Origin of the sequence: Nonomuraea sp. NPDC050547, from assembly GCF_044457345.1 — a bacterium.
In the GTDB taxonomy this organism is placed as follows: Bacteria; Actinomycetota; Actinomycetes; order Streptosporangiales; family Streptosporangiaceae; genus Nonomuraea.
The window spans coordinates 32,135-50,851 of sequence record NZ_JBITGW010000002.1 but is presented as its reverse complement, the minus strand read 5'-3'; the positions used below and the strand labels follow the sequence as shown (position 1 = coordinate 50,851).

The window sequence follows — 18,717 nt, the reverse complement described above, 5'->3', positions numbered from 1 at the left end:
CCACTGGGCGGAATTCATGAGCTTTTGTGCTGCGCACTCGGCATCGGTTTCCCCAAGTCTCCAGAAAACCCCCCGGCCCCACCTGAAGACCGATTCGGCCGTCATGTCATGATCGCTGGCATGACGGCCGATCTCGTCGCCAGGAAGGTGACCGACCTGCTCGCGCCGCAGGTCCTGGTCATCGCGATGCCGCCGCTGGTGGGCCTGGTCTCCTCGGGCTGGGAGGGGGCCGGGTGGGGCGTGCTCGCCGCGGCCCTGTGCGGCGGCGTCCCGGCGGCGGTGATCGCCGCGGGCGTGCGATCGGGCCGCCTGGACTCCCACCACATCGTGGACCGGGCCCGCCGTACCGGCCCGCTGCTCAGCGCCGTGGCGGCGGTGCTCGCCGCGCTGATCCTCCTCATCGCCCTGGGCGCCCCGACCCTGCTGGTCGCGACCGTCACCGCGATGCTGGCCGCGCTGGCGGTGACGATCCCGATCACGCTGCGGTGGAAGATCTCCTTCCACGCCGCCGTGTGCGCGGGCACCGTGGTCGTCATGGCCTACGTCCTGCCCGCCGTACCGACCGTCCTGATCGGGGGCGCGGTGGTGGCGCTGGTGTGCTGGGCGAGGGTACGCCTGTCCCACCACACGCCCGCCCAGGTGAGCGCGGGCGCCGCCGCCGGCCTGACCACCACCCTCGCCACCCTGACCGCGTTCGGTCTCTGATCGGCCGGAATAGCGGGGCGGCGCGTGCGGTTGCCGAAGCTATGAAGAGCCGGTTGAGAGTCGAGCCGACGGCCAAGCGGGTACGCGCCTACCTCGGTGGACAGGTGGTCGCCGACACCACCAGAGCCCTGCTGGTCTGGGAAAGCCCGCACTACCCGACCTACTACCTGCCGCTCGACGACGTGGCGTCCGGGGCGCTCAAGGCGAGCGGGGCCACCAGCCGGTCGCCGAGCCGGGGTGAGGCGGTCGTGCACGCGGTGAGCGCGGGGGGCAAGGTCGCCGAGAACGCCGCCCTCACCTATCCCGACTCCCCCATCGAGGAACTGCGCGGGCACGTGCGGCTCGACTGGGACTCCATGGACGCCTGGTTCGAGGAGGACGAGGAGGTGTACGTGCACCCGCGCGACCCGTACAGCCGCGTGGACATCCTGCCCAGTTCCCGGCGGATCAGGGTCGAGGTGGACGGCGTCACGGTGGCCGACTCCACCCACGCCATGATTCTGTTCGAGACCGGGCTGCCCGCCCGGTACTACCTGCCCAAGATCGACGTCCGCCTCGACCTGCTGGAGCACACCGACTCGGCCACGAGCTGCCCGTACAAGGGGACGGCCGAGTACTGGACGGTCAACGGCCGCAAGGACCTGGCCTGGTCCTACCGGACGCCGCTGCCCGAGAGCGAACGGGTCGCGGGCCTGATCTCCTTCTACAACGAGAAACTCGACATCTACGTCGACGAGGTGCTCCAGGACCGCCCCAGGACGCCGTTCTCCTAGATCTGCTCGCGGCCCTCGTCGGGCGGCGCGCCCGCGTCGTCCTCCAGGCGGCGGCGCAGGCGCTTGAGCCACCATCGCGGCGCCGACACCAGCGAGAAGCGCAGCACCATCAGCGCGGCGATCGTGATCGCCGTGAGCAGCAGCGGCTGCCAGAACGTGGTCAGCCGCTCCCCCAGCACCGCGCCGAGCCCCACGCCGGTGTAGGAGCCGAGGAAGGCGGCGGTGCGCATGCCGTGGGCGTTGTCCCGGTCGCGCCCGAGCAGCAGGTTCATGAGCCGGGCCCGCAACGGCTCGCGCCGCTGCTCGGGCCTGCGCACCACCGGCGCGCGCAGGAGCAGCATCCTGTGCGTGGCGCCCCTGAGGCCGTTGGCCAGGACCAGGGTGAGCGCGAGGCCGACGATCGTGCCGAAGGCGACCGTGAGCGCCCACGTCAGCACCACGCCGAGCGCCGGGGTGATGCTGAGGATCTGGGGGACGAGCAGGCCGACCAGCACCCCGGCCGCCGCCGACAACGCCAGCCCGGTGATCAGCACGCAGGCGTTGGCCGGGAAGCGCAGGAGGTCGGCCAACGCCACCCACCGGTCGTGCTCGGCCTGCAGCGTGACCCGCCGGTTGCGGATCGAGGCCACCACGTTGGCGGTCCTGATCAGGCCGAGGCTGAACCTGACGCCCGTCACCAGCCGGGTGATCGGCCTGGCGTCCTCGCCCTTGAGCACCTCCTGCAGCTCCGGGTACCACTCCTCGTCGTGCAGCGGCACCCGCATGTCCTCGGGCAGGCGCCGCCTGGCCAGGCGCAGGAGCCCTTCCGGGATACGGTCGAGGCGGCCGCGGATCTCCTCGCTGACCAGTTCGGCCAGTGCGGTCCCGAGGATCGCCCCGATCGCGGCGGCGATGGCGATGAAGGTGTTCACGCGTATCCGCCCTCGGGCCGGACGGCGCCACGCGGCGGCGGCGGGGTGAGGCGGGCGCTCAGCTCGGCCAGCGCCTGCCTGGCCGAGGCCGCGCCGCCACCGGTGAGCAGGTACAGCCGGCGCGGCGGCCGTCCCTCGTGCCGCGCGTCGACGACCTCGCGCCGCCCCTCGATCCAGCCGGCCGCCTCCAGCCGGGCGAGAATCGGGTAGAGCGTCCCGCTCTGCACTTTGGCGTGCTTCATCAGCTCGAAGCCGTAGCGGGGCTCGGAGACGTCTTCGAGGAAGATCCGGAGCACGGTGGCCACCGTGGTGGTCAGACGGACTTCGGAGGGCATGCCGAGAATCTACATAGGGTACGCCGCCCGTAGCCCTGTCCCCCGGGTGACAGAACCGGGACTCAGAGCGCCGCCAGCTCCCGCCACTCGGCACGCGGCATCTCGCCGGGACGGGCGGTGAGCACCTGCAGGCACACGTGGTCGGCCCCGGCGTCGACGTGCTCGCGCACCCGCTTCTCGATGGCCGCCATGTCGCCGTAGGCCACGATCGCGTCCACCAGCCGGTCCCCCACCTGGCTGATCTCGTCCTCGCCGAACCCCAGCCGCCGCAGGCTGGCGATCTGGTGCGGGGCGGCGCCGGCGTAGAAGCCGACGTGCTCCCTGGCCACCTCGCGCGCCCGGCTCACGTCCGTGTCGAGCACCACGGCCTGCTCGACCGCCAGCAGCGCGTCCGGCCCCATGGTCTCCCGGGCGCGCGCGGTGTGCTCCACCGGCACGAAGTACGGGTGCGCGCCCAGCGTGCGCCCGGCCGCCACCGCCAGCATCTTCGGCCCGAGCGCCGCCAGCACCCTCCTCGGCGGGTACGGCGAGGCCGCCGAGGTCAGCGGGATCGCGTCCATGGCGTCCAGGTAGGCGCTCATGGAGGCGACCGCCCTGCCCTTGCTGGGGATGGAGTAGCCGTCCATCTCGATCGGCTCGTCGCTGATCCGGTGCCCGCCGAGGCCGAGCACGTACCGGCCCGGGTATGCCTCGTTGATCGCCCGCTCCGCGGCGGCCATCGAGATCGGGTCGCGCAGCGCGATGTTCGCGATCCCCGCGGCCACCGTCATCCGTCGCGTGGCCGACAGCAGCAGCCACGACTGGCTCACCGAGTCGCGCCCGAACCCCTCGCCGAACCACAGCGTCCCGTACCCCAGTTCCTCGATCTCGGCCGCGGCCTCGCGCACCTCCGACGCGGGGCGCCCGTCGAAGGCGAAGGTCCAGACGCCGATCCTGCCGAGGCCGTGGTCCGTCATGATGCTCCTCCTCTATCCGGAGAACCTCTCCGGATACTGCGGGACTATAATCGGAGAAGTTCTCCGTTTTCAACTCGCCCGGAGGTGCCCGTGACGTTGCGCGCCGACGCCCGCCGTAACCGCGACCTGCTGGTGGCGGCGGCCATCGCGGTGGTCGCGGAAGAGGGTCCCGACGCGTCCCTGAACGAGATCGCCCGGCGCGCCGGCGTCGGACCCGGCACCCTCTACCGGCACTTCCCCACGCGGGACGCGCTGCTGGCCGCCGTGTTCGAGGGCCGCCTGTCGAGGCTGTGCGAGCAGGCGGAGGAACTGGCCGCGGCCGAGCCACCGGGCGAGGCGCTCATCGCCTGGCTACGCCTGCTGACCGTCCACGCCATGACCGACCAGGGCCTGGGCGCCCGCATGATGCTCCCCACCTCGACCGCCGGCGTGGACTGCTGGGCCATGCTCCGCACCGCCGCCGACCGCCTCCTGCTCCCCGCCCAGAGCGAGGGCGGCCTGCGCCCCGACATCGACTTCACCGACCTGGTCGAGCTGACGGCCGGCATCGCCCAGTCCGCACCCGACCCGGCCCGCGCCGACCGCCTGCTCACCCTGACCCTCGACGGCCTCCGCTCCGGCCACACGAACGGAAGCCCGAAGCCAAGCACCTGACACACCCGGGCCGTCGCCGAGGCCCGCGCGCCGGTCACGGACGCCGGTGGGTGGCCTCGCTGATGGCGTCGAGGTGAACGAGGACGTCGAAGGAACGGCCGAGCGCGACGTTCTCCGGCGGGAACGGGTACGCGATGCCGATGCCGCGCGTGGGACGGGCGACGTCCAGCCAGGCGCGCGCGGCGGCCGGGGCGGTGCGGAGGTCGAGGTAGTAGTCCCGGTGGCGCACCTTGTCCAGGGTGTACTCGTTCATCCCGTGCTCGGCCGTACCCACGGTGAACTTCTTCCACTCGCCGCCCAGCCTGCCGTCCGTGGCCAGGAACGAGCCCCGGCCGAAGGTGAAGCCGATCGGCAGATACCCCTCGCCCAGCGCGTCACGCAGGTACGCCCCCTGCGTCTTGGGGTACAGCGCGGGGTTCGCGGCCACGTACGCCACGTGGGTGTTGTGCGCCGACACCAGCACCTTGCCGCCGGTACGGCGCTGCCACCAGGCCGTGTTGTCGGCCATCACCTGGTCGCGGAACCGCTGCGCCTGCGGCAGCGAAGCCCGGTCCGTCAGGTCGAAGGCGAGGAACGTGGCCGTCTGCGAGATGGACCGCGCGTTCTGGACGGCGAGCTCGAACGCGTCCGTGCCCTTGCCCTCCAGGCCGCCGACCAGTTCCAGCGCCTGCCGGGCCTGGGCGGCGAGCCGCTGCCGCTCGGCGAGCGGCTTGCGCAGGTAGGCGAACGCGTCGTCGATCGGGCGCAGGCCGGTGTACAGCTCGTCGAGCCGCCTCAGCGAGTCCGGATGGTCGCGCTCCACGTATCCGGTGACACGGCCGAAGAACGCGTCGCTCACCTTGGGCGCGCCGACGTCATCGCCGATGAAGCGGACCATGCGGCCGGGGTTGCGGCGGTTGTGGTCCCGCATCCACGCGATCAGGCTGACGAACTCCTCCCGGTCCCACGGCGAGTTCGCCAGCGCCGCCTTCGTGACCTCGCGCACGTCACCCTCGCCGGTCCGCAGGTAGTCGTCGATCTCCAGCCCCGCCGGCCAGCTCACCTCCAGCGCGAACGTCCGGAAGCCCTTCTTCTCGACGAGGTGGCGGAAGACCCGCTCCTTCATGGCGAAGAACTCGTGCGACCCGTGCGTGGCCTCCCCGAGCCCCACCACCTTGGCGTCGCCGATGCTCGCGCCGAGGGCCCGCAGGTCGGCCGTGTGCCCGCCGGGCTCGGTCGAGCGGAGGGGGTGGGCGGCCCGCTCCAGGGCGCGTACCGGATCCTGCCCGCCCCCCGGCGTGACGGCGACGGCGGCGGCCGCGGGAGCGAGCACCGCCCCCGCCACGATCGCCGCCAGCAGTCCTGTACGGCCGATGCGCTCGGTCATTCGGTCTTGCCCCTCGCTTGTCGAGGATCTCGTGGTGAGATCCGGCTTCACGAGGCTATGGGCGCACCGCCGCCGCGCCCATGACGCTGACCAGCGTCTTCGTGGTAGGGCGGCCCCTACTGGTGGTGGGCGGCGTGCCTCGCGCGGCGTGGGGTCGGGGGCGGGGCGGGGTCGGCGGTACGGCGGGCCACCAGGGCGGCCAGCGCGGTGGTGATCGGGACGGCCGAGATCAGCCCCAGCGTGCCCACCACGCTGCGGACGATCTCCTGGGCGATCACCGGGTTCGTCAGGACCTGGCCCAGCGGCTCCCGTCCGACGCTGATCAGCAGCAGCAGGGGCAGCGACGCCCCGGCGTACGCCAGGATGATGGTGTTGATGACCGAGGCGATGTGGGCCCTGCCGACCCGGCCGCCGGCGCGGTACAGGCGGCGGAAGCCGTAGCCGGGATTGGCGTGGGAGAGTTCGGCGACGGTCACGGCCTGGGTGACGGTGACGTCGTCCAGGACGCCCAGGGAGCCGATGATGATGCTCGCCAGCAGCAGGCCCTGGGTGTCGATGTCGTAGCTCATGCCGAGGTTGAAGGCGGCCTCGTCGGTGATGCCGGCCAGGTGGGCCAGGTCGAGTGACACGTACGACAGGGCGCCGGTGATCACCAGACTGGTCAGGGTGCCCAGGACGGCCATCGCGGTCGGCAGCGTGAAGCCGTGTGTCAGGAACAGCACCGTCAGCATGATGGCCGCCGAGCCCACGATCGCCACCAGCAGCGGCGGCTTGCCGTCCAGGATGCCGGGCAGCACGAACAGCAGCAGCACCGCGAACGTCACCCCCAGCCCGAACAGCGCGCTCAGCCCCCGCCACCGGCCGAACGCCACGACGGCCAGCGCGAACGCGGCGCCGAACAACCACAGCGGCGTCGAACGGTCGTGGTCGGACAGGCGGTACGGCGACACGTCGAGCGTGGGCTCGGGCGCGTAGACCACGATGACGTCGTCGCCGGCGTGGAAGATCTGCGCACCCGGCCCGCTGGGCAGCTGGAGCTTGGCCTCCTTGCCGGGATTGGGGCCGCTGGTGAGCTTGACCACGGCGTCGCCGCAGGTGGCGGGGTCCGGCGGGGGGAGTTTCTGACCACCGTCGACCGGCGGCTCCTCGGGGCACGGGGTCAGGGTGACGGCCTGGATGGTGGCGGTGTAGCGGGCCAGGCCGCTTTCCGGCGAGGCGGGCGCCTCGGGAGGTGAGGGCCACAACCACACGAGCGCGGCGACGGTCGCGACCGCCAGCGGAACCAGCACGGCGAGCGCCGCCAGCACGGCTCTCTTCGACGGGGGTACGGCGGGGCCGTGGGAGTGGTTGGCGCCCATGGGCGGGTGTTTCTCCTCAGCGGGAAAGGGGGTTCCGCCAGGAAGGTTACCGGGGCCGCGCTGGTCAGGCGGCGCCGATGGTCACGACGATCTTGCCCCGCCCGTGCCCGCCCGCCACCTCCCCGACCGCCAAGGCCGCCTCCTCCAGCGGGTACGTGCGGCTGACCACCGGCCTGACCCGTCCGGAGGCGGCCAGCGAGGCCAGCTCCCGCAGATCCTCGGCCCGGGTGACGGCGAACAGGGCATGGAGGGTCTGCCCGGTGACCGGGTTCAGCAGCGCCGCCCGCAACTGCCGCTGCAGACCGCTCAGCCACCGCCCGCCACCCTCCCCGCCGACGATGACGAGGTGACCCCGCGGCGCGAGGACCCGACGCAGCCGCGACAGCGGCCGATTGCCCGCCGTGTCCACGATGAGGTCGTAGCGGAGCGAGCCGGCGGTGACGTCCTGACGGGTGTAGTCGATGACGTGCCCGGCCCCCAGCGACCGCACCAGTTCGGCCTTGTCCGCCCCGCACACCCCGGTGACCTCCGCCCCCAGGTCCTTGGCGAGCTGGACCGCGAAACTCCCGACCCCGCCTCCGGCGCCGATGACCAGCGCCTTCTGCCCGGGTGTGACCCGCCCGCGCACCGCCTGCAGCGCCGTGACCCCGGACGACGGAAGGGCGGCCGCCTCCTCGAACCCCACCTCGCCGGGCTTCGCGGCGAGCTTGTCCTGCCGGGCGACGGCGTACTCGGCGAAGGCCGCGTCGCAGACGCCGAACACCGCGTCACCGGCCCGGAACGCGCTCACCCCCGCGCCCACCGCCTCGACGACGCCCGCGAGGTCGCTGCCGCGCACCTTGTTCCTGGGCGCGCGCAGCCCGAGCATCGGCCTGATGAGATACGGCTCGCCCTTCATGAGGTGAACGACCCCGGCGTCGACCCCGGCCGCCCTGACCCGTACCAGCACCTCCCCGTCGCCGGGCACCGGGCGGGGCAGCTCCGTCATGCCCAGGACGCCGGCGCCGCCGTAGCGGTCCTGGGTGATCGCCTTCATCGTCATGCCGCCAAGGTAAAGCAAACTCGACATCATGTCTAGTTTTCTTTACTTCACCGGGCGAGGGCCTCCAGCCGTCCGACGACCTCGTCGAGCGGTGCCCGGGTGTCGATCTCCAGCGTGGCGCCGCCGCGGAGGAGGGGTTCGATCATGGCCAGGTTGTCCAGGATCTCCTGGCGTTCCCCGGGACGCCTGCCGTACGGGTTGTCCGTCCGCGCGGCGACGCGGGCCAGAATGACGTCAGCGGGCGCGCTCAACAGGACGATGTGGTCAAAGTCCGGGTAAAAGGTGACCTGGTTGGAGGTGCAGCCCGACACGAAAAGGGCGCCCTCGCGGTGCCCGGCCAGCAGGTCCGCGATGGCGTCCTCGCGCCACACCCACTCGCGCTCGCCGTCCTCGCCGGTCACCCAGTGGTTCCACGGGCCGTAGTCGGTGTCGACCGTACGGTGGCCGCGTTCGCCCAGCAGTCGCAGGGCGGCGGACTTGCCGGTGCCGGACATGCCGGTGATCAGGACTTTCGTCATAGCGGCGAGGGTAACTTGAGTCTCCACCAAGGGGAGGCGCGAGAGTGAGCGGCATGGACGGCTACACGATCGGCGACCTCGCGCGCCGTACCGGGCTGACGGTCAAGACCGTGCGGTTCTACTCCGACAAGGGGATCGTGCCGCCGTCCGGACGCAGCCACTCCGGTTACCGGCTCTACGACCTCGACGCCCTCGCCCGCCTGGACCTCGTGCGAACGCTGCGCGAACTCGGCCTTGACCTGGCCACGATCCGCAAGGTCGTGGACAGGGAGCTGTCGCTGCCCGAGGTCGCCGCCGCGCACGCCGAGGCGCTGGAGGTCCAGATGCGCACGCTTCGGCTGCGGCGCGCGGTGCTGAGAGCGGTCGCCAGGCGTGGATCCACCCCTGAGGAGACGGACATCATGCACAAACTTGCCAGACTTTCCGAGGACGAGCGGCGCCGGCTGATCGACGACTTCCTCGACGCGACGCTCACCGGCGTCCACGCCGGCGTCCGGTGCTCGCTCACGCCGGAACTCCCGGACGACCCCGAGGTCGAACAGGTCGAAGCCTGGGTGGAGCTGGCCGAGCTCACCCAGGACGCCGGCTTCCGCGCCGCGGTGCGCCTGCTGGCCGAGCACTACCCGGCGGGCGCGTCCGTGCCGCGCCCCGATCCGGTCGCGATCATCCGCTCCCGGGTACGGCAGGCCATGGCGGCCGGAATCGACCCGTCCTCACCGGAGGCCAAGGCGCTGGTGGCGGCACCCGTCCCGCACATGGAGGCGACCGCCGACCCGCGCTGGAACCGCTACCTTCAGCTGCTCTCGATCGTCAACGGCTGGCCCCCGCCCGAGGACCCGGCCCCGCTGCACGAGTGGTACAGGAAGGCGTCCCAGGCCTAGAACGGCGTACGCCCCCGGAGCAGCACAGGAACCGGGGGCGTACGTCGATGGGCCGGCAGGTCAGCCCATGTGGGGATAGCGGTGGTCGACCGGCGGGACGAAGGTCTCCTTGATCGTGCGGGCGTTCACCCAGCGGATCAGGTTGAAGATCGAGCCGGCCTTGTCGTTGGTGCCCGAGGCGCGGGCGCCGCCGAAGGGCTGCTGCCCGACGACCGCGCCGGTGGGCTTGTCGTTGACGTAGAAGTTCCCGGCGGCGAAGCGGAGCTTCTCGCTGGCCGCAGCGACGGCGTAGCGGTCCTGGGCGATGATCGAGCCGGTCAGCGCGTACGGCGAGACCGACTCCATCTGGTCGAGGACGGTGTCGTACGCGGCGTCGTCGTAGACGTGGACGCCGAGGATCGGGCCGAAGTACTCCTTGACGAAGATCTCGTCCGCCGGGTCGTCCGACAGCAGGATGGTCGGCTTCACGAAGTAGCCGGTGGAGTCGTCGTAGGAGCCGGTCAGCAGCTCGATCCCGGCCGAGGAGCGGGCCCGGTCGATCGCCGCCTTGTGCTTGGCGAAGGCGCGCTCGTCGATGACGGCGCCCATGAACGTCGACAGGTCGGCGGCCACGTCGCCCACGGTCAGCGACTCGGCGGTGCCCACCAGGTCGTCCTTGATGCGGTTCCAGACCGAGCGCGGGATGTAGGTGCGCGAGGCGGCCGAGCACTTCTGGCCCTGGTACTCGAACGCGCCGCGGATCAGCGCGGTGGTGAGCACGGCGGGATCGGCGGAGGGGTGGGCCAGGACGAAGTCCTTGCCGCCGGTCTCGCCGACCAGGCGCGGGTAGCCGTGGTAGCCGGTGATGTTGGCGCCGACGGTCGCCCACAGGTGCTGGAAGGTCGCGGTGGAGCCGGTGAAGTGGATGCCGGCGAGCGCGGGGTGGGTCAGGGCGGCCTCGGAGACGGCGGCGCCGTTGCCGGTGACGAGGTTGATGACGCCCGGCGGGAGACCGGCCTCCTCCAGCAGCTTCATCGTGAAGTGCGCGGCGAACTGCTGCGTGGGCGACGGCTTCCAGACAACAACATTGCCCATCAAAGCGGCAGAAGTCGGCAAATTTCCGGCGATGGCGGTGAAGTTGAACGGCGTGATCGCCAGAACGAAGCCCTCCAGCGGCCGGTACTCCATCCGGTTCCAGACGCCGGGCGAGGAGACGGGCTGGTCGGCGTAGAGCTGCCGGGCGTAGGCCACGTTGAAGCGCAGGAAGTCGATCAGCTCACAGGCCGCGTCGATCTCCGCCTGCTGCGCCGACTTCGACTGCCCGAGCACGGTCGCGGCGTTCAGCGTCGCCCGCCACGGCCCGGCCAGCAGGTCGGCCGCCTTGAGGAAGACCGCCGCCCGCTCGTCGAACGACAGCGCCCGCCACGCGGGAGCGGCGCGCAGCGCCGCGTCCACCGCGTCCTTCACGTCCTGGGCCGTAGCGTCGTTGATACGCCCCAGGACGGAGGCCTTGTTGTGCGGCTGCACCACGTCGATCGGCGCGCCGCCGCCCATGCGGGACTTCCCGTCGATGGTCATGGGCAGGTCGATGGAGCTGCCGGCCAGCTCCTTGATCCGGTTCTCCAGGGCGGTGCGCTCGGCGCTGCCCGGGGCGTAGCCGAACACCGGCTCGTTGGCCGGAGCGGGAACGTTGCTGATGGCGTCCATTTACTTGCCTCCAAGGGCACGAAGGAAGAAGGCGACGTTGGCGGGGCGTTCGGCGAGACGGCGCATGAAGTAGCCGTACCAGTCGTCGCCGTAGGGCACGTAGACGCGGACCGTGTGGCCCGCTCCGGCCAGGGCCTCCTGCCTGTCGGTCCTGATCCCGTAGAGCATCTGGTACTCGTAGTCACCTATGGCGCGGCCGAAGCGGTCGGCCAGCAGCTCGGTGATGGAGATCAGGCGGTCGTCGTGCGTCGCCACCATGGGGTATCCCTTCCCCGCCATGAGGATCCGCAGGCATCGCACGTACGCCTTGTCCACCTCGGCCTTGCCCTGGTGGGCGACCGAGGCGGGCTCGTTGTAGGCGCCCTTGACCAGCCGTACCCGCGAGCCCTCGGCGGAGAGCTCGCGCAGGTCGTCCTCACTGCGGAACAGATAGGCCTGGATCGCGACACCGGTCGACGGGTACTCCTCGCGCAGCTTGCGCAGGATGCCCAGCGTCGAGTCGACGGTGGTGTGATCCTCCATGTCGAGCGTCACGGCCGAGCCGTTGGCGGCCGCGGCGGCGCAGATGTCGCGCACGTGCTCCAGGGCCAGGTCGTCGGAGAGCTCCTGACCGACGGCCGACAGCTTGACCGACACCTCCGCGCGCTCGCCGAGCTCCAGCGGGCGCAGCGTGTCCAGCAGCGTCACGTAGGCCTCGGCGGTGGCCGCGGCGGCGCCCGCGTCGTGGGTCTCCTCGCCGAGGTGGTCGACGGTGACGGTCAGTCCGCCGCCGACCAGCCGCTCGATCGCCGCGCGCGCCTCGTGGGCGCTCTCGCCTGCGACGAAACGGTCGACCACCTTGCGGGTGAGCGGGAAGCCGGACACGGAGCGGCGTACGAGCCTGCTCCGTGACGTGGCGAGTAGCAGTTGACCGAGCATGCATCCAGCCTAAAACTCCTGTTCAGACCACAGCCATCGACGTCCGTAACGCGGGATGTGGCAGGCTGTCATACAAATGCACAACACCGCCGATCTCCAGGAGACCGTCGACGAGATAGCCCGCGTTCTCGGGGCTTCCGCGACGCTGGAGGACCGTTCGTTCCGCCTGCTGGCCTACAACGCGCAGCACGGGGAGATCGACGCGGTCCGCCAGGAGTCGATCCTGCGCCGCCGCGCCACGGGCGAGGTGCGCGACTACTTCGAGCGCTTCGGCATCGCCAAGGCGCACGGCCCCGTCCGCATCCCCGCCGACCACGACCTGAAGGCGCGCATCTGCTGGCCGCTGCGCCATCGCGAGGTGACCTACGGCTACCTCTGGCTGCTCGACTCCGGTGCCCTGTCCGACGAGGTGCTCGCCCGCGCAGGGGGCCTGGTCGCACGGGCCGCGAGCGCGCTGGCGCACGAGGCGCGCAGCCGCCAGGACGCCGGGCGCGGGCTGCGCGCCCTGCTCTCGGCCGACCCCGAGGAACGCGCCACCGCCTCCACCGGAATGCCGGGCCCGGTGGCCGCGCTCGCCGTCAGGGAGTCGCCCGACCGCGTGGCCGCCCTCTGGACCCTGCCGCGCGGCGTGCTCGCCCTCGCGGGCTCGCCGGTGGCGCTGCTGTCCCCCGCGCACCTGGCCGCCGAGGTCGCGCACACCCTCCAGAGTGTGTACGGCACCGCCGCCGGCATCGGAGCCCCCCGGCAGGACCCGGCCGACGCCTGGCAGAGCTGGCGGGAGGCCCAGCAGGCGCTGCGCATCGCCGAGCACTTCACCCGCTTCGCCCCGGTCGCCCGCTGGGAGGACCTGGGCGTGCACCGGCTGCTGGCCCGCCTGGGCCGGGCCGACCTGCGGGAGCTGGCCGCGGAGGTGGCGGGGCTCGACGGGGAGCTGGCCCGCACGGTCGAGACGTACCTCGATCTGGGCGGGCACGCCCAGAAGGCGGCGGCGGAGCTGGGCGTGCACCGCCAGACGCTCTACTACCGGCTCGGCAAGGCCGAGCGCGCCCTCAACCGCGACCTGGACGACGGGGACGACCGCCTGGTCGTCCATCTCGGCCTCAAGGCGGCGCACCTGTCGGATCCCTCGCCATTGGGATAAGGCTTGGCTAACCTAAGGTGACGTGACGTCCCTCACCGTCCGGAAAGGCCGCACCGCCCACGCGCGCAACCTCACCCTCGCCCTGGCGGTGCTGGCGGCCGTCTGCGCGGCGAGCATCGCGCTGGGCTCGGCCGAACTGTCCCCCTCCGCCCTCCTCGACGCGCTGCTGCGCCGCGAGGGCGCGGAGGGGGTGACCGCGATCTGGGAGTTGCGGGTGCCGCGCACGCTCGTGGGCCTGGGGGTGGGGGCGGCGCTCGGCCTGGCCGGCGCGATCATGCAGTCGCTGACCCGCAACCCGCTGGCCGACCCGGGCATCCTCGGCGTCAACGCGGGCGCCGCCACGGGCGTGGCGCTCGCCTTCGCCGTCTTCGGGCTGACCGACCTGCGGGGTTCGGTGTGGTTCGCCTTCGCGGGCGCCGCGGGCGCCACGGTGCTGGTGTACACGCTGGGTTCGCGCGGGTACGGCGGCGCCACCCCGATCCGCCTGGCCCTGGTCGGCACCGCCGCCGACGCCGCGCTCCTGTCGATCGTCTGGGCGGTGCTGCTGCTCGACTCCGACACGCTCCACCGCTACCGGTTCTGGTCGGTGGGCTCGCTGGCCGCGGTCGACTCCGCCGCACTGGGCCAGATCTGGATGTTCCTGGTGGCGGGGGCGGTGTTCGCGCTGGCGCTCGGGCCCGCGCTCAACGCGCTGGCGCTGGGCGAGGACGCGGCCCGCGCGCTCGGCGTCCACGTCGGGCGGGCGCGCCTGCTGGCCGTGACCGCCGTGACGCTGCTGTGCGGGGCCGCGACCGCCGCGGTGGGCCCGATCTTCTTCCTCGGGCTGGCGGTGCCGCACATCGTGCGCGCGCTGATCGGTCCCGACCAGCGGTGGCTGCTGCCGTACTCGATGGTGATCGCGCCGTCGCTGCTGCTGGCCTGCGACGTCCTCGGCCGGATCATCGTACGGCCGGCCGAGCTGGAGGTCGGGATCATCACGGCGTTCGCCGGCGCCCCGGTGCTGATCGCGCTGCTGCGCGGCAGGAGGCGGGTGGGCGAGCTGTGACCAGGACCCTGACAGAACGCCCGGTCAAACGGTTCAGGCTGCGCGCGGGCGGCTGGTCGTATCGGCTGTCGCTGCGCGCGGCCGTGGTGACCTGCGCGCTGGTCGTGGTCACGCTCGCGGTCGGCGTGGTCAGCCTGGGCAGCGGCGACTACCCGCTCTCACCCGCGCAGGTCATCGCGGCGCTGACCGGCGACGGCGGCGCGGCCGGTCAGTTCGTGGTGATGCGGCTGCGGCTGCCCCGGCTGCTGGTGGCGCTCGGGGTCGGGGCGGCGCTGGCGGTGGGCGGGGCCGTTCTGCAGACGCTGACCCGCAACGCGCTGGGCAGCCCGGACATCATCGGCCTGGACCGGGGGGCCGCGACGGGCGCGCTGCTCGGCATCCTGGTGTTCGGCGGCGGCTCGGCGGCGATCGCCGGTTCCGCGGTCGCAGGCGGGGCGCTCGCGCTGGTGGCGGTCTACCTGCTGGCCTTCCGCGGCGGGCTGCGCGGCGCCCGGTTCGTCCTGGTGGGGGTGTGCGTGGCGGCGATGCTCGGCGCGGTCAACGCCTACCTCATCACCCGGGCCGATCTCTGGTCGGCCAACCAGGCGGCCACCTGGCTGGTCGGCAGCGTCGCCGGGAGCCGCTGGGGCCACGTGGCGGCGATCTGGATCGCGTGCGGGGTTCTGCTGCCGGTGCTGGCCGCCATGTCCTCGCGGCTGCGGCTGCTGGAGATGGGCGACGAGGTCGCCGTCGGGCTGGGCGTGCGCGCCGAGCGGGCCCGGCTGGCGGCGCTGGCCTGCGCGAGCGCGCTGACCTGCGTGGCCATCGCGACGGCCGGGCCGATCCTGTTCGTGGCGCTGACCGCGCCACAGTTGGCCCGGCGGCTGACCGGGGTGGCGGGGCCGCCGATCTGGGCGAGCGCGGCGATGGGGGCGCTGCTGATGGTGGTCAGCGACCTGGCCGCCCAGCGGCTGTTCGGCCAGGCCCAGCTGCCGACCGGGGTGGTCACGGGCGCGATCGGCGGCGGCTACCTGCTCTGGATGCTGGGCCGCCGCCGCACCACCTGAGGCTTCACAGCTGGGCCGCGGCCGCAGCACCTGAGGTTTCACAGCTGGGCCGCCCCGCGCCCGCCTGAGGTCACAGGGGTTTGAACGCCGACAGCTGCTCGTTCAGCTTGTCCAGCCAGGCGGCCTGGCGCTGGTAGCTGTAGGGGGTCTCCACCACCCAGGGGATCACCTGGCCGGCCTTGACCGCCGGGATCTCGGCGAAGGTGGCCTTCTTCTTCATGTCCTCCAGCGTCAGCCACTGGCTGCGCGCGTCGTAGAGGACGACGTCGGCCTCGTACTTGGCCGCCTGCTCCCAGCTCAGCGTCTCGTACAGCGGGTCGTCGCCGGCGCCCTTCTCCATCGCGAGGCCGAGGGAGGCCAGGTAGGTGAGGTCGGTGTAGCCGCCGGCCCCGGCCCTGGCCACCCAGAACTGGTCGGGGCCGCCGGCGACCGCGAGGACCTTCAGCCCCTTCTCCGCGGTCTTGGCCACCTTCTCCGAGGCCTCGTCGAAGGCCTTCTTGCCCTGGGCGACGGCGGGCGCGGCGGGGTCGGCGCCCAGCGAGACGGCGAGTTCCTCGAAGCGGGCCAGGACCTTCTTCAGGTCGGTGCCCTTGACGGTCTCGATCGCGACCAGCGGGGCCAGCGCCTCGATGTCGCCCATCTGCTTCTCCGGCACGTACCAGACCAGGTCGTTGAACTTGGTGGTCACCAGCAGCTCGGGCTGGAGCGAGGCGTACTTCTCCACGTTGAACTCGCCGTAGCCGGTACCGATCGAGGTCGCCTTGGCCAGGTCGACGTCCCCGGCGAGCGGGTCCTTGGAGCCGTTCTTGAGCGTGGTGGAGCCGAACAGGCCGACCGACGGGACGCCGAAGTCCCACAGCGCGGCGGCCGCGCCCACGTAGGCGACGATCCGCTTGGGGGCGGCGGGCGCCTCCGCCTTCTTGCCCCGGTCGTCGGTGAACGACCACGGCCCCGCCGTACTCGCCGCCTTGGACGCCGCGCCGGCGGGCGCGGCCGGCGCGCCGCCGGGGTCGACGGTGCCGCACGCGGCGGCGAGGGCTCCGAGCGTGAGGAGGGAACCGCCGCGGAGGGCCTGACGACGAGTGATGCCGGATGCCATGAAACTACCCTTCTCAGAAGTTAGGTAAGGCTTCCCTTTTTTAGGGTAATCTAACGTCATCTTGACCGTCTGGGGAGACTCGTGCGCCTGGGACACGTGGTCATCGACATCACTCCGCTACGGACCGGCCGCGACTTCCGCTATGTCTTCGCCGCCCGGATGGTCTCCCTCCTCGGCATCGGTGTGACCGGTGTGGCGCTGGCCATGCAGGTGTACGCGATGACCGGTTCGTCACTCCACGTCAGCCTGATCAGCCTGTCGCTGGGCGGGCCGTTGCTCGCCGGCACGCTCGCCGGAGGCGTGCTCGCCGACCGGATGGACCGGCGGCTGCTCATCGTGGGGTCGCGGGCGGGGGCGGCGGCGGGGTTCGCGGTGCTCGCGGTCAACGCCTTCCTGCCCGAGCCGCGGCTCGGGGTGATCTACCTGAGCGCCGGGCTGATCGGGCTGGCCGACGGGCTCAGCGAGACCGCCCTCATGGCCGCCGTGCCCGCGCTCGTCGGCCGGGACAAGCTCGCCGCCGCCGAGGCGCTCACCTCCATCACCACGCAGGTCGGGACCATCGCCGGGCCGTCATTGGGCGGGCTGCTTGTCGCCGGGCCGGGGTTCGGCGCCTGCTACACGCTCACCTGCGCCACCACCGTCGTGACGACCGTGCTGCTGTGGATGCTGCGCCCGCTGCGGCCCGGCGGGGGCGGGGACGCCCATCCGCTGCGGTCGATCGCGGAAGGGGTGCGCTTCGCCCGGCGCGACCCGGTGATCGCCGGGGTGATCCTGCTCGATCTCAGCGGGACGCTGATGGCCACGCCGTACGCGCTGTTTCCCGCGTTCGTTGCGGCGCACTACGGCGGCGACGCGGCCACGGCCGGGCTGCTCTACAGCGCCCCCGCGGCGGGAGCGCTGCTCGCGGCGCTGGCCAGCGGCTGGATCGGCCGGGTACGCCGTCCCGGGCGGGTGCTGATCGGCGCGGTGGCGCTGTGGGGGCTGGCGGTGGCCGGGTTCGGCGCCAGCGCGTGGCTGCCGGTGAGCCTGCCGTGGGCGCTGGCGTTCCTCGCGCTGTCCGGGGTCGGGCAGGTGGTCTCCGAGGTGCTGGCCGGGGCGCTCATCCAGTCACGCACGCCCGACCGGCTGCTCGGGCGGGTGTCGAGCCTGTGGCTGACCGAGGCGACCGTCGGCCCGGCCCTGGGCAACGTGGTCGCCGGCGGCCTGGCCCGCCTCGCGCCGCCGGGCGGCGCGGCGGTGATCGGCGGGCTGGCCTGCGTGGCCGGGGTGGCCACGCTGGCCGTGGCCATCCCCTCCCTGCGCCGCGCCCGCCCGCTGCCCACTGACTGACGTCAGACCCAGTGGTCGGGCAGCTTCACCCACAGGTCCGGCGTGCCGGTGATCGCACGCGAGTCGGGCAGCAACAGTCCCGCGCGAACGCAGAGCTCGGCTTCCGCGTGACCCTGAAGCAGATACGCCCGCAGGATCTCCTCCGTCGGCTCCGACTCGTCGGTATCTCCCCCGCCCGGGTGCGTGTCCCACTCGACGACGATGCCGTCAACGGCGGCGCTGCCCTGATTGCCGCTCTTGGGGTTGGCGTAGAGGCCATAGCAGCGAGTACCGGCCGACAGCGCCTTCTGAACGCCCGGTATGTCTGCCCCAAACCCCCACGGCTGGGCGACGACACAACCACCGGGCACGTCGGTCACACCGAGGAACTTCAGGTTCTCATCCATGTCGTCGAAGGGGTCGTCGAAGATCTCTTCGATCTCCTCGTCGGTGGCGGGCGTCGCCTCCAGCCTGCGGACGGCTTCCGCCGCGTCGATCCCGGCCACGCACGTGACGCTGTGACCGTCGTCGGTGATGTCGGCCAGGGCGGCGATCAGGGCGCGCGCCCTGGCGACGAAGGCCTGCTCGGCGTCGGTGAGGCCCGGCTCGCCGTCCGGCCTGGGGAACAGGCCGGGGGTGGGACCGGCCAGCGCGAGGCGGCCGGGCGGCCAGCCGTTCATCATCGGCCGCCACGGGTTCGCCCCGGCCTCGGCGAGGGCACGGGCGTTGTCGGCGCGGCCGGCGTAGACCGCGCACCACAGCGCGGTCCTGCCGTCGACCTCGGCGTCCACGTCGGCGGAGCGGGCGGCCAGTTCGGCGACCACCTCGGGCGATCCCGCCTCGGCCGCGATCCACAGCGCTGTCCGGCCGTGGCGGGCATCGGCGTCCGGAGACGCACCCGCCGCCAATCTGGCGCGAACCGTGCCCAGGTCGCTCCAGGCGTCCCCTCCCATGCCCGACCAGTCAGCACTCATC

The 18,717-nt window shown here is 72.4% G+C and carries 19 protein-coding genes; 8 read left to right on the top strand and 11 right to left on the bottom strand.

Going from position 1 to position 18,717, the window contains the following annotated elements; translation table 11 throughout:
• The first annotated feature begins 120 nt into the window (after positions 1-120).
• Both ACIBHY_RS04700 and ACIBHY_RS04695 read left to right on the top strand, forming a co-directional pair.
• Entirely contained in the window at positions 121-705 is a 585-nt protein-coding gene (locus ACIBHY_RS04700; RefSeq protein WP_397255959.1) for a hypothetical protein, read from the top strand.
• A gap of 53 nt (positions 706-758) precedes the next feature.
• Complete coding sequence (locus tag ACIBHY_RS04695; protein ID WP_397255961.1) at positions 759-1,478, top strand: DUF427 domain-containing protein; 720 nt, start codon at positions 759-761, stop codon at positions 1,476-1,478.
• Here ACIBHY_RS04695 and ACIBHY_RS04690 read toward each other — a convergent pair.
• The 3 genes from ACIBHY_RS04690 to ACIBHY_RS04680 all read right to left on the bottom strand — a co-directional run bounded on the left by ACIBHY_RS04690 (position 1,475) and on the right by ACIBHY_RS04680 (position 3,680).
• The gene (locus ACIBHY_RS04690; protein WP_397255963.1) at positions 1,475-2,389 is read right to left on the bottom strand and encodes a hypothetical protein; all 915 of its coding nucleotides are present in this window, start codon (positions 2,387-2,389) and stop codon (positions 1,475-1,477) included. The two genes, ACIBHY_RS04695 and ACIBHY_RS04690, sit on opposite strands and share 4 nt — an antisense overlap.
• Positions 2,386-2,724: a PadR family transcriptional regulator gene (locus tag ACIBHY_RS04685; RefSeq protein WP_397255965.1), complete on the bottom strand. Its 339-nt coding sequence runs from the start codon at positions 2,722-2,724 to the stop codon at positions 2,386-2,388. Before ACIBHY_RS04685 ends, ACIBHY_RS04690 begins: the two co-directional genes overlap by 4 nt.
• 62 nt (positions 2,725-2,786) lie before the next feature.
• Positions 2,787-3,680: a TIGR03620 family F420-dependent LLM class oxidoreductase gene (locus tag ACIBHY_RS04680; protein WP_397255967.1), complete on the bottom strand. Its 894-nt coding sequence runs from the start codon at positions 3,678-3,680 to the stop codon at positions 2,787-2,789.
• A 90-nt stretch (positions 3,681-3,770) separates the two neighbouring features.
• Between ACIBHY_RS04680 and ACIBHY_RS04675 the strand changes: the two genes are divergently transcribed.
• Complete coding sequence (locus ACIBHY_RS04675) at positions 3,771-4,334, top strand: TetR/AcrR family transcriptional regulator (RefSeq protein ID WP_397305973.1); 564 nt, start codon at positions 3,771-3,773, stop codon at positions 4,332-4,334.
• Between the two features lie 34 nt (positions 4,335-4,368).
• On the opposite strand, the gene ACIBHY_RS04670 is transcribed toward ACIBHY_RS04675, so the two are convergent.
• The 4 genes from ACIBHY_RS04670 to ACIBHY_RS04655 form a co-directional block, all read right to left on the bottom strand.
• A complete protein-coding gene (locus ACIBHY_RS04670) occupies positions 4,369-5,700 on the bottom strand; it encodes an erythromycin esterase family protein (RefSeq protein WP_397305972.1) in 1,332 nt (443 codons plus the stop codon).
• A gap of 116 nt (positions 5,701-5,816) precedes the next feature.
• Positions 5,817-7,058: a YibE/F family protein gene (locus tag ACIBHY_RS04665; protein ID WP_397305971.1), complete on the bottom strand. Its 1,242-nt coding sequence runs from the start codon at positions 7,056-7,058 to the stop codon at positions 5,817-5,819.
• A 64-nt stretch (positions 7,059-7,122) separates the two neighbouring features.
• Positions 7,123-8,100, bottom strand: coding sequence for an NAD(P)-dependent alcohol dehydrogenase (locus tag ACIBHY_RS04660; RefSeq protein WP_397305970.1), 978 nt, complete (start codon positions 8,098-8,100; stop codon positions 7,123-7,125).
• 47 nt (positions 8,101-8,147) lie between these two features.
• A complete protein-coding gene (locus tag ACIBHY_RS04655) occupies positions 8,148-8,618 on the bottom strand; it encodes an AAA family ATPase (RefSeq protein ID WP_397255977.1) in 471 nt (156 codons plus the stop codon).
• A gap of 53 nt (positions 8,619-8,671) precedes the next feature.
• Here ACIBHY_RS04655 and ACIBHY_RS04650 point away from each other — a divergent pair, with 53 nt between their 5' ends.
• On the top strand, positions 8,672-9,499 hold the full coding sequence (locus tag ACIBHY_RS04650; RefSeq protein WP_397306243.1) for a MerR family transcriptional regulator: 828 nt from the start codon (positions 8,672-8,674) through the stop codon (positions 9,497-9,499).
• A gap of 60 nt (positions 9,500-9,559) precedes the next feature.
• On the opposite strand, the gene pruA is transcribed toward ACIBHY_RS04650, so the two are convergent.
• Both pruA and ACIBHY_RS04640 read right to left on the bottom strand, forming a co-directional pair.
• Complete coding sequence (gene pruA, locus ACIBHY_RS04645) at positions 9,560-11,185, bottom strand: L-glutamate gamma-semialdehyde dehydrogenase (RefSeq protein ID WP_397305969.1); 1,626 nt, start codon at positions 11,183-11,185, stop codon at positions 9,560-9,562.
• Complete coding sequence (locus ACIBHY_RS04640; protein ID WP_397255981.1) at positions 11,186-12,103, bottom strand: proline dehydrogenase family protein; 918 nt, start codon at positions 12,101-12,103, stop codon at positions 11,186-11,188.
• A 76-nt stretch (positions 12,104-12,179) separates the two neighbouring features.
• Between ACIBHY_RS04640 and ACIBHY_RS04635 the strand changes: the two genes are divergently transcribed.
• The 3 genes from ACIBHY_RS04635 to ACIBHY_RS04625 are packed head-to-tail and all read left to right on the top strand — an operon-like array spanning position 12,180 to position 15,335.
• Positions 12,180-13,244: a PucR family transcriptional regulator gene (locus ACIBHY_RS04635; protein ID WP_397255983.1), complete on the top strand. Its 1,065-nt coding sequence runs from the start codon at positions 12,180-12,182 to the stop codon at positions 13,242-13,244.
• Positions 13,245-13,266: 22 nt separating this feature from the next.
• A complete protein-coding gene (locus ACIBHY_RS04630; protein ID WP_397255985.1) occupies positions 13,267-14,289 on the top strand; it encodes a FecCD family ABC transporter permease in 1,023 nt (340 codons plus the stop codon).
• Complete coding sequence (locus tag ACIBHY_RS04625) at positions 14,286-15,335, top strand: FecCD family ABC transporter permease (protein WP_397255987.1); 1,050 nt, start codon at positions 14,286-14,288, stop codon at positions 15,333-15,335. The genes ACIBHY_RS04630 and ACIBHY_RS04625 overlap by 4 nt, the downstream gene beginning before the upstream one ends.
• A 70-nt stretch (positions 15,336-15,405) precedes the next feature.
• Here the strand turns inward: ACIBHY_RS04625 and ACIBHY_RS04620 are convergent, their stop codons facing one another.
• Positions 15,406-16,434 carry an ABC transporter substrate-binding protein gene (locus ACIBHY_RS04620; protein WP_397305968.1) on the bottom strand — a complete coding sequence of 343 codons (1,029 nt, stop codon included), beginning with the start codon at positions 16,432-16,434 and terminating at the stop codon, positions 15,406-15,408.
• 81 nt (positions 16,435-16,515) lie between these two features.
• Here ACIBHY_RS04620 and entS point away from each other — a divergent pair, with 81 nt between their 5' ends.
• Positions 16,516-17,763 (top strand): enterobactin transporter EntS, encoded by a 1,248-nt coding sequence (entS, locus tag ACIBHY_RS04615; protein ID WP_397305967.1) that lies wholly within the window; start codon positions 16,516-16,518, stop codon positions 17,761-17,763.
• A 2-nt stretch (positions 17,764-17,765) separates the two neighbouring features.
• Here entS and ACIBHY_RS04610 read toward each other — a convergent pair whose 3' ends face one another.
• Positions 17,766-18,716, bottom strand: a complete 951-nt coding sequence (locus ACIBHY_RS04610; protein WP_397305966.1) for an ankyrin repeat domain-containing protein — start codon at positions 18,714-18,716, stop codon at positions 17,766-17,768.
• Position 18,717: the final 1 nt, after the last annotated feature.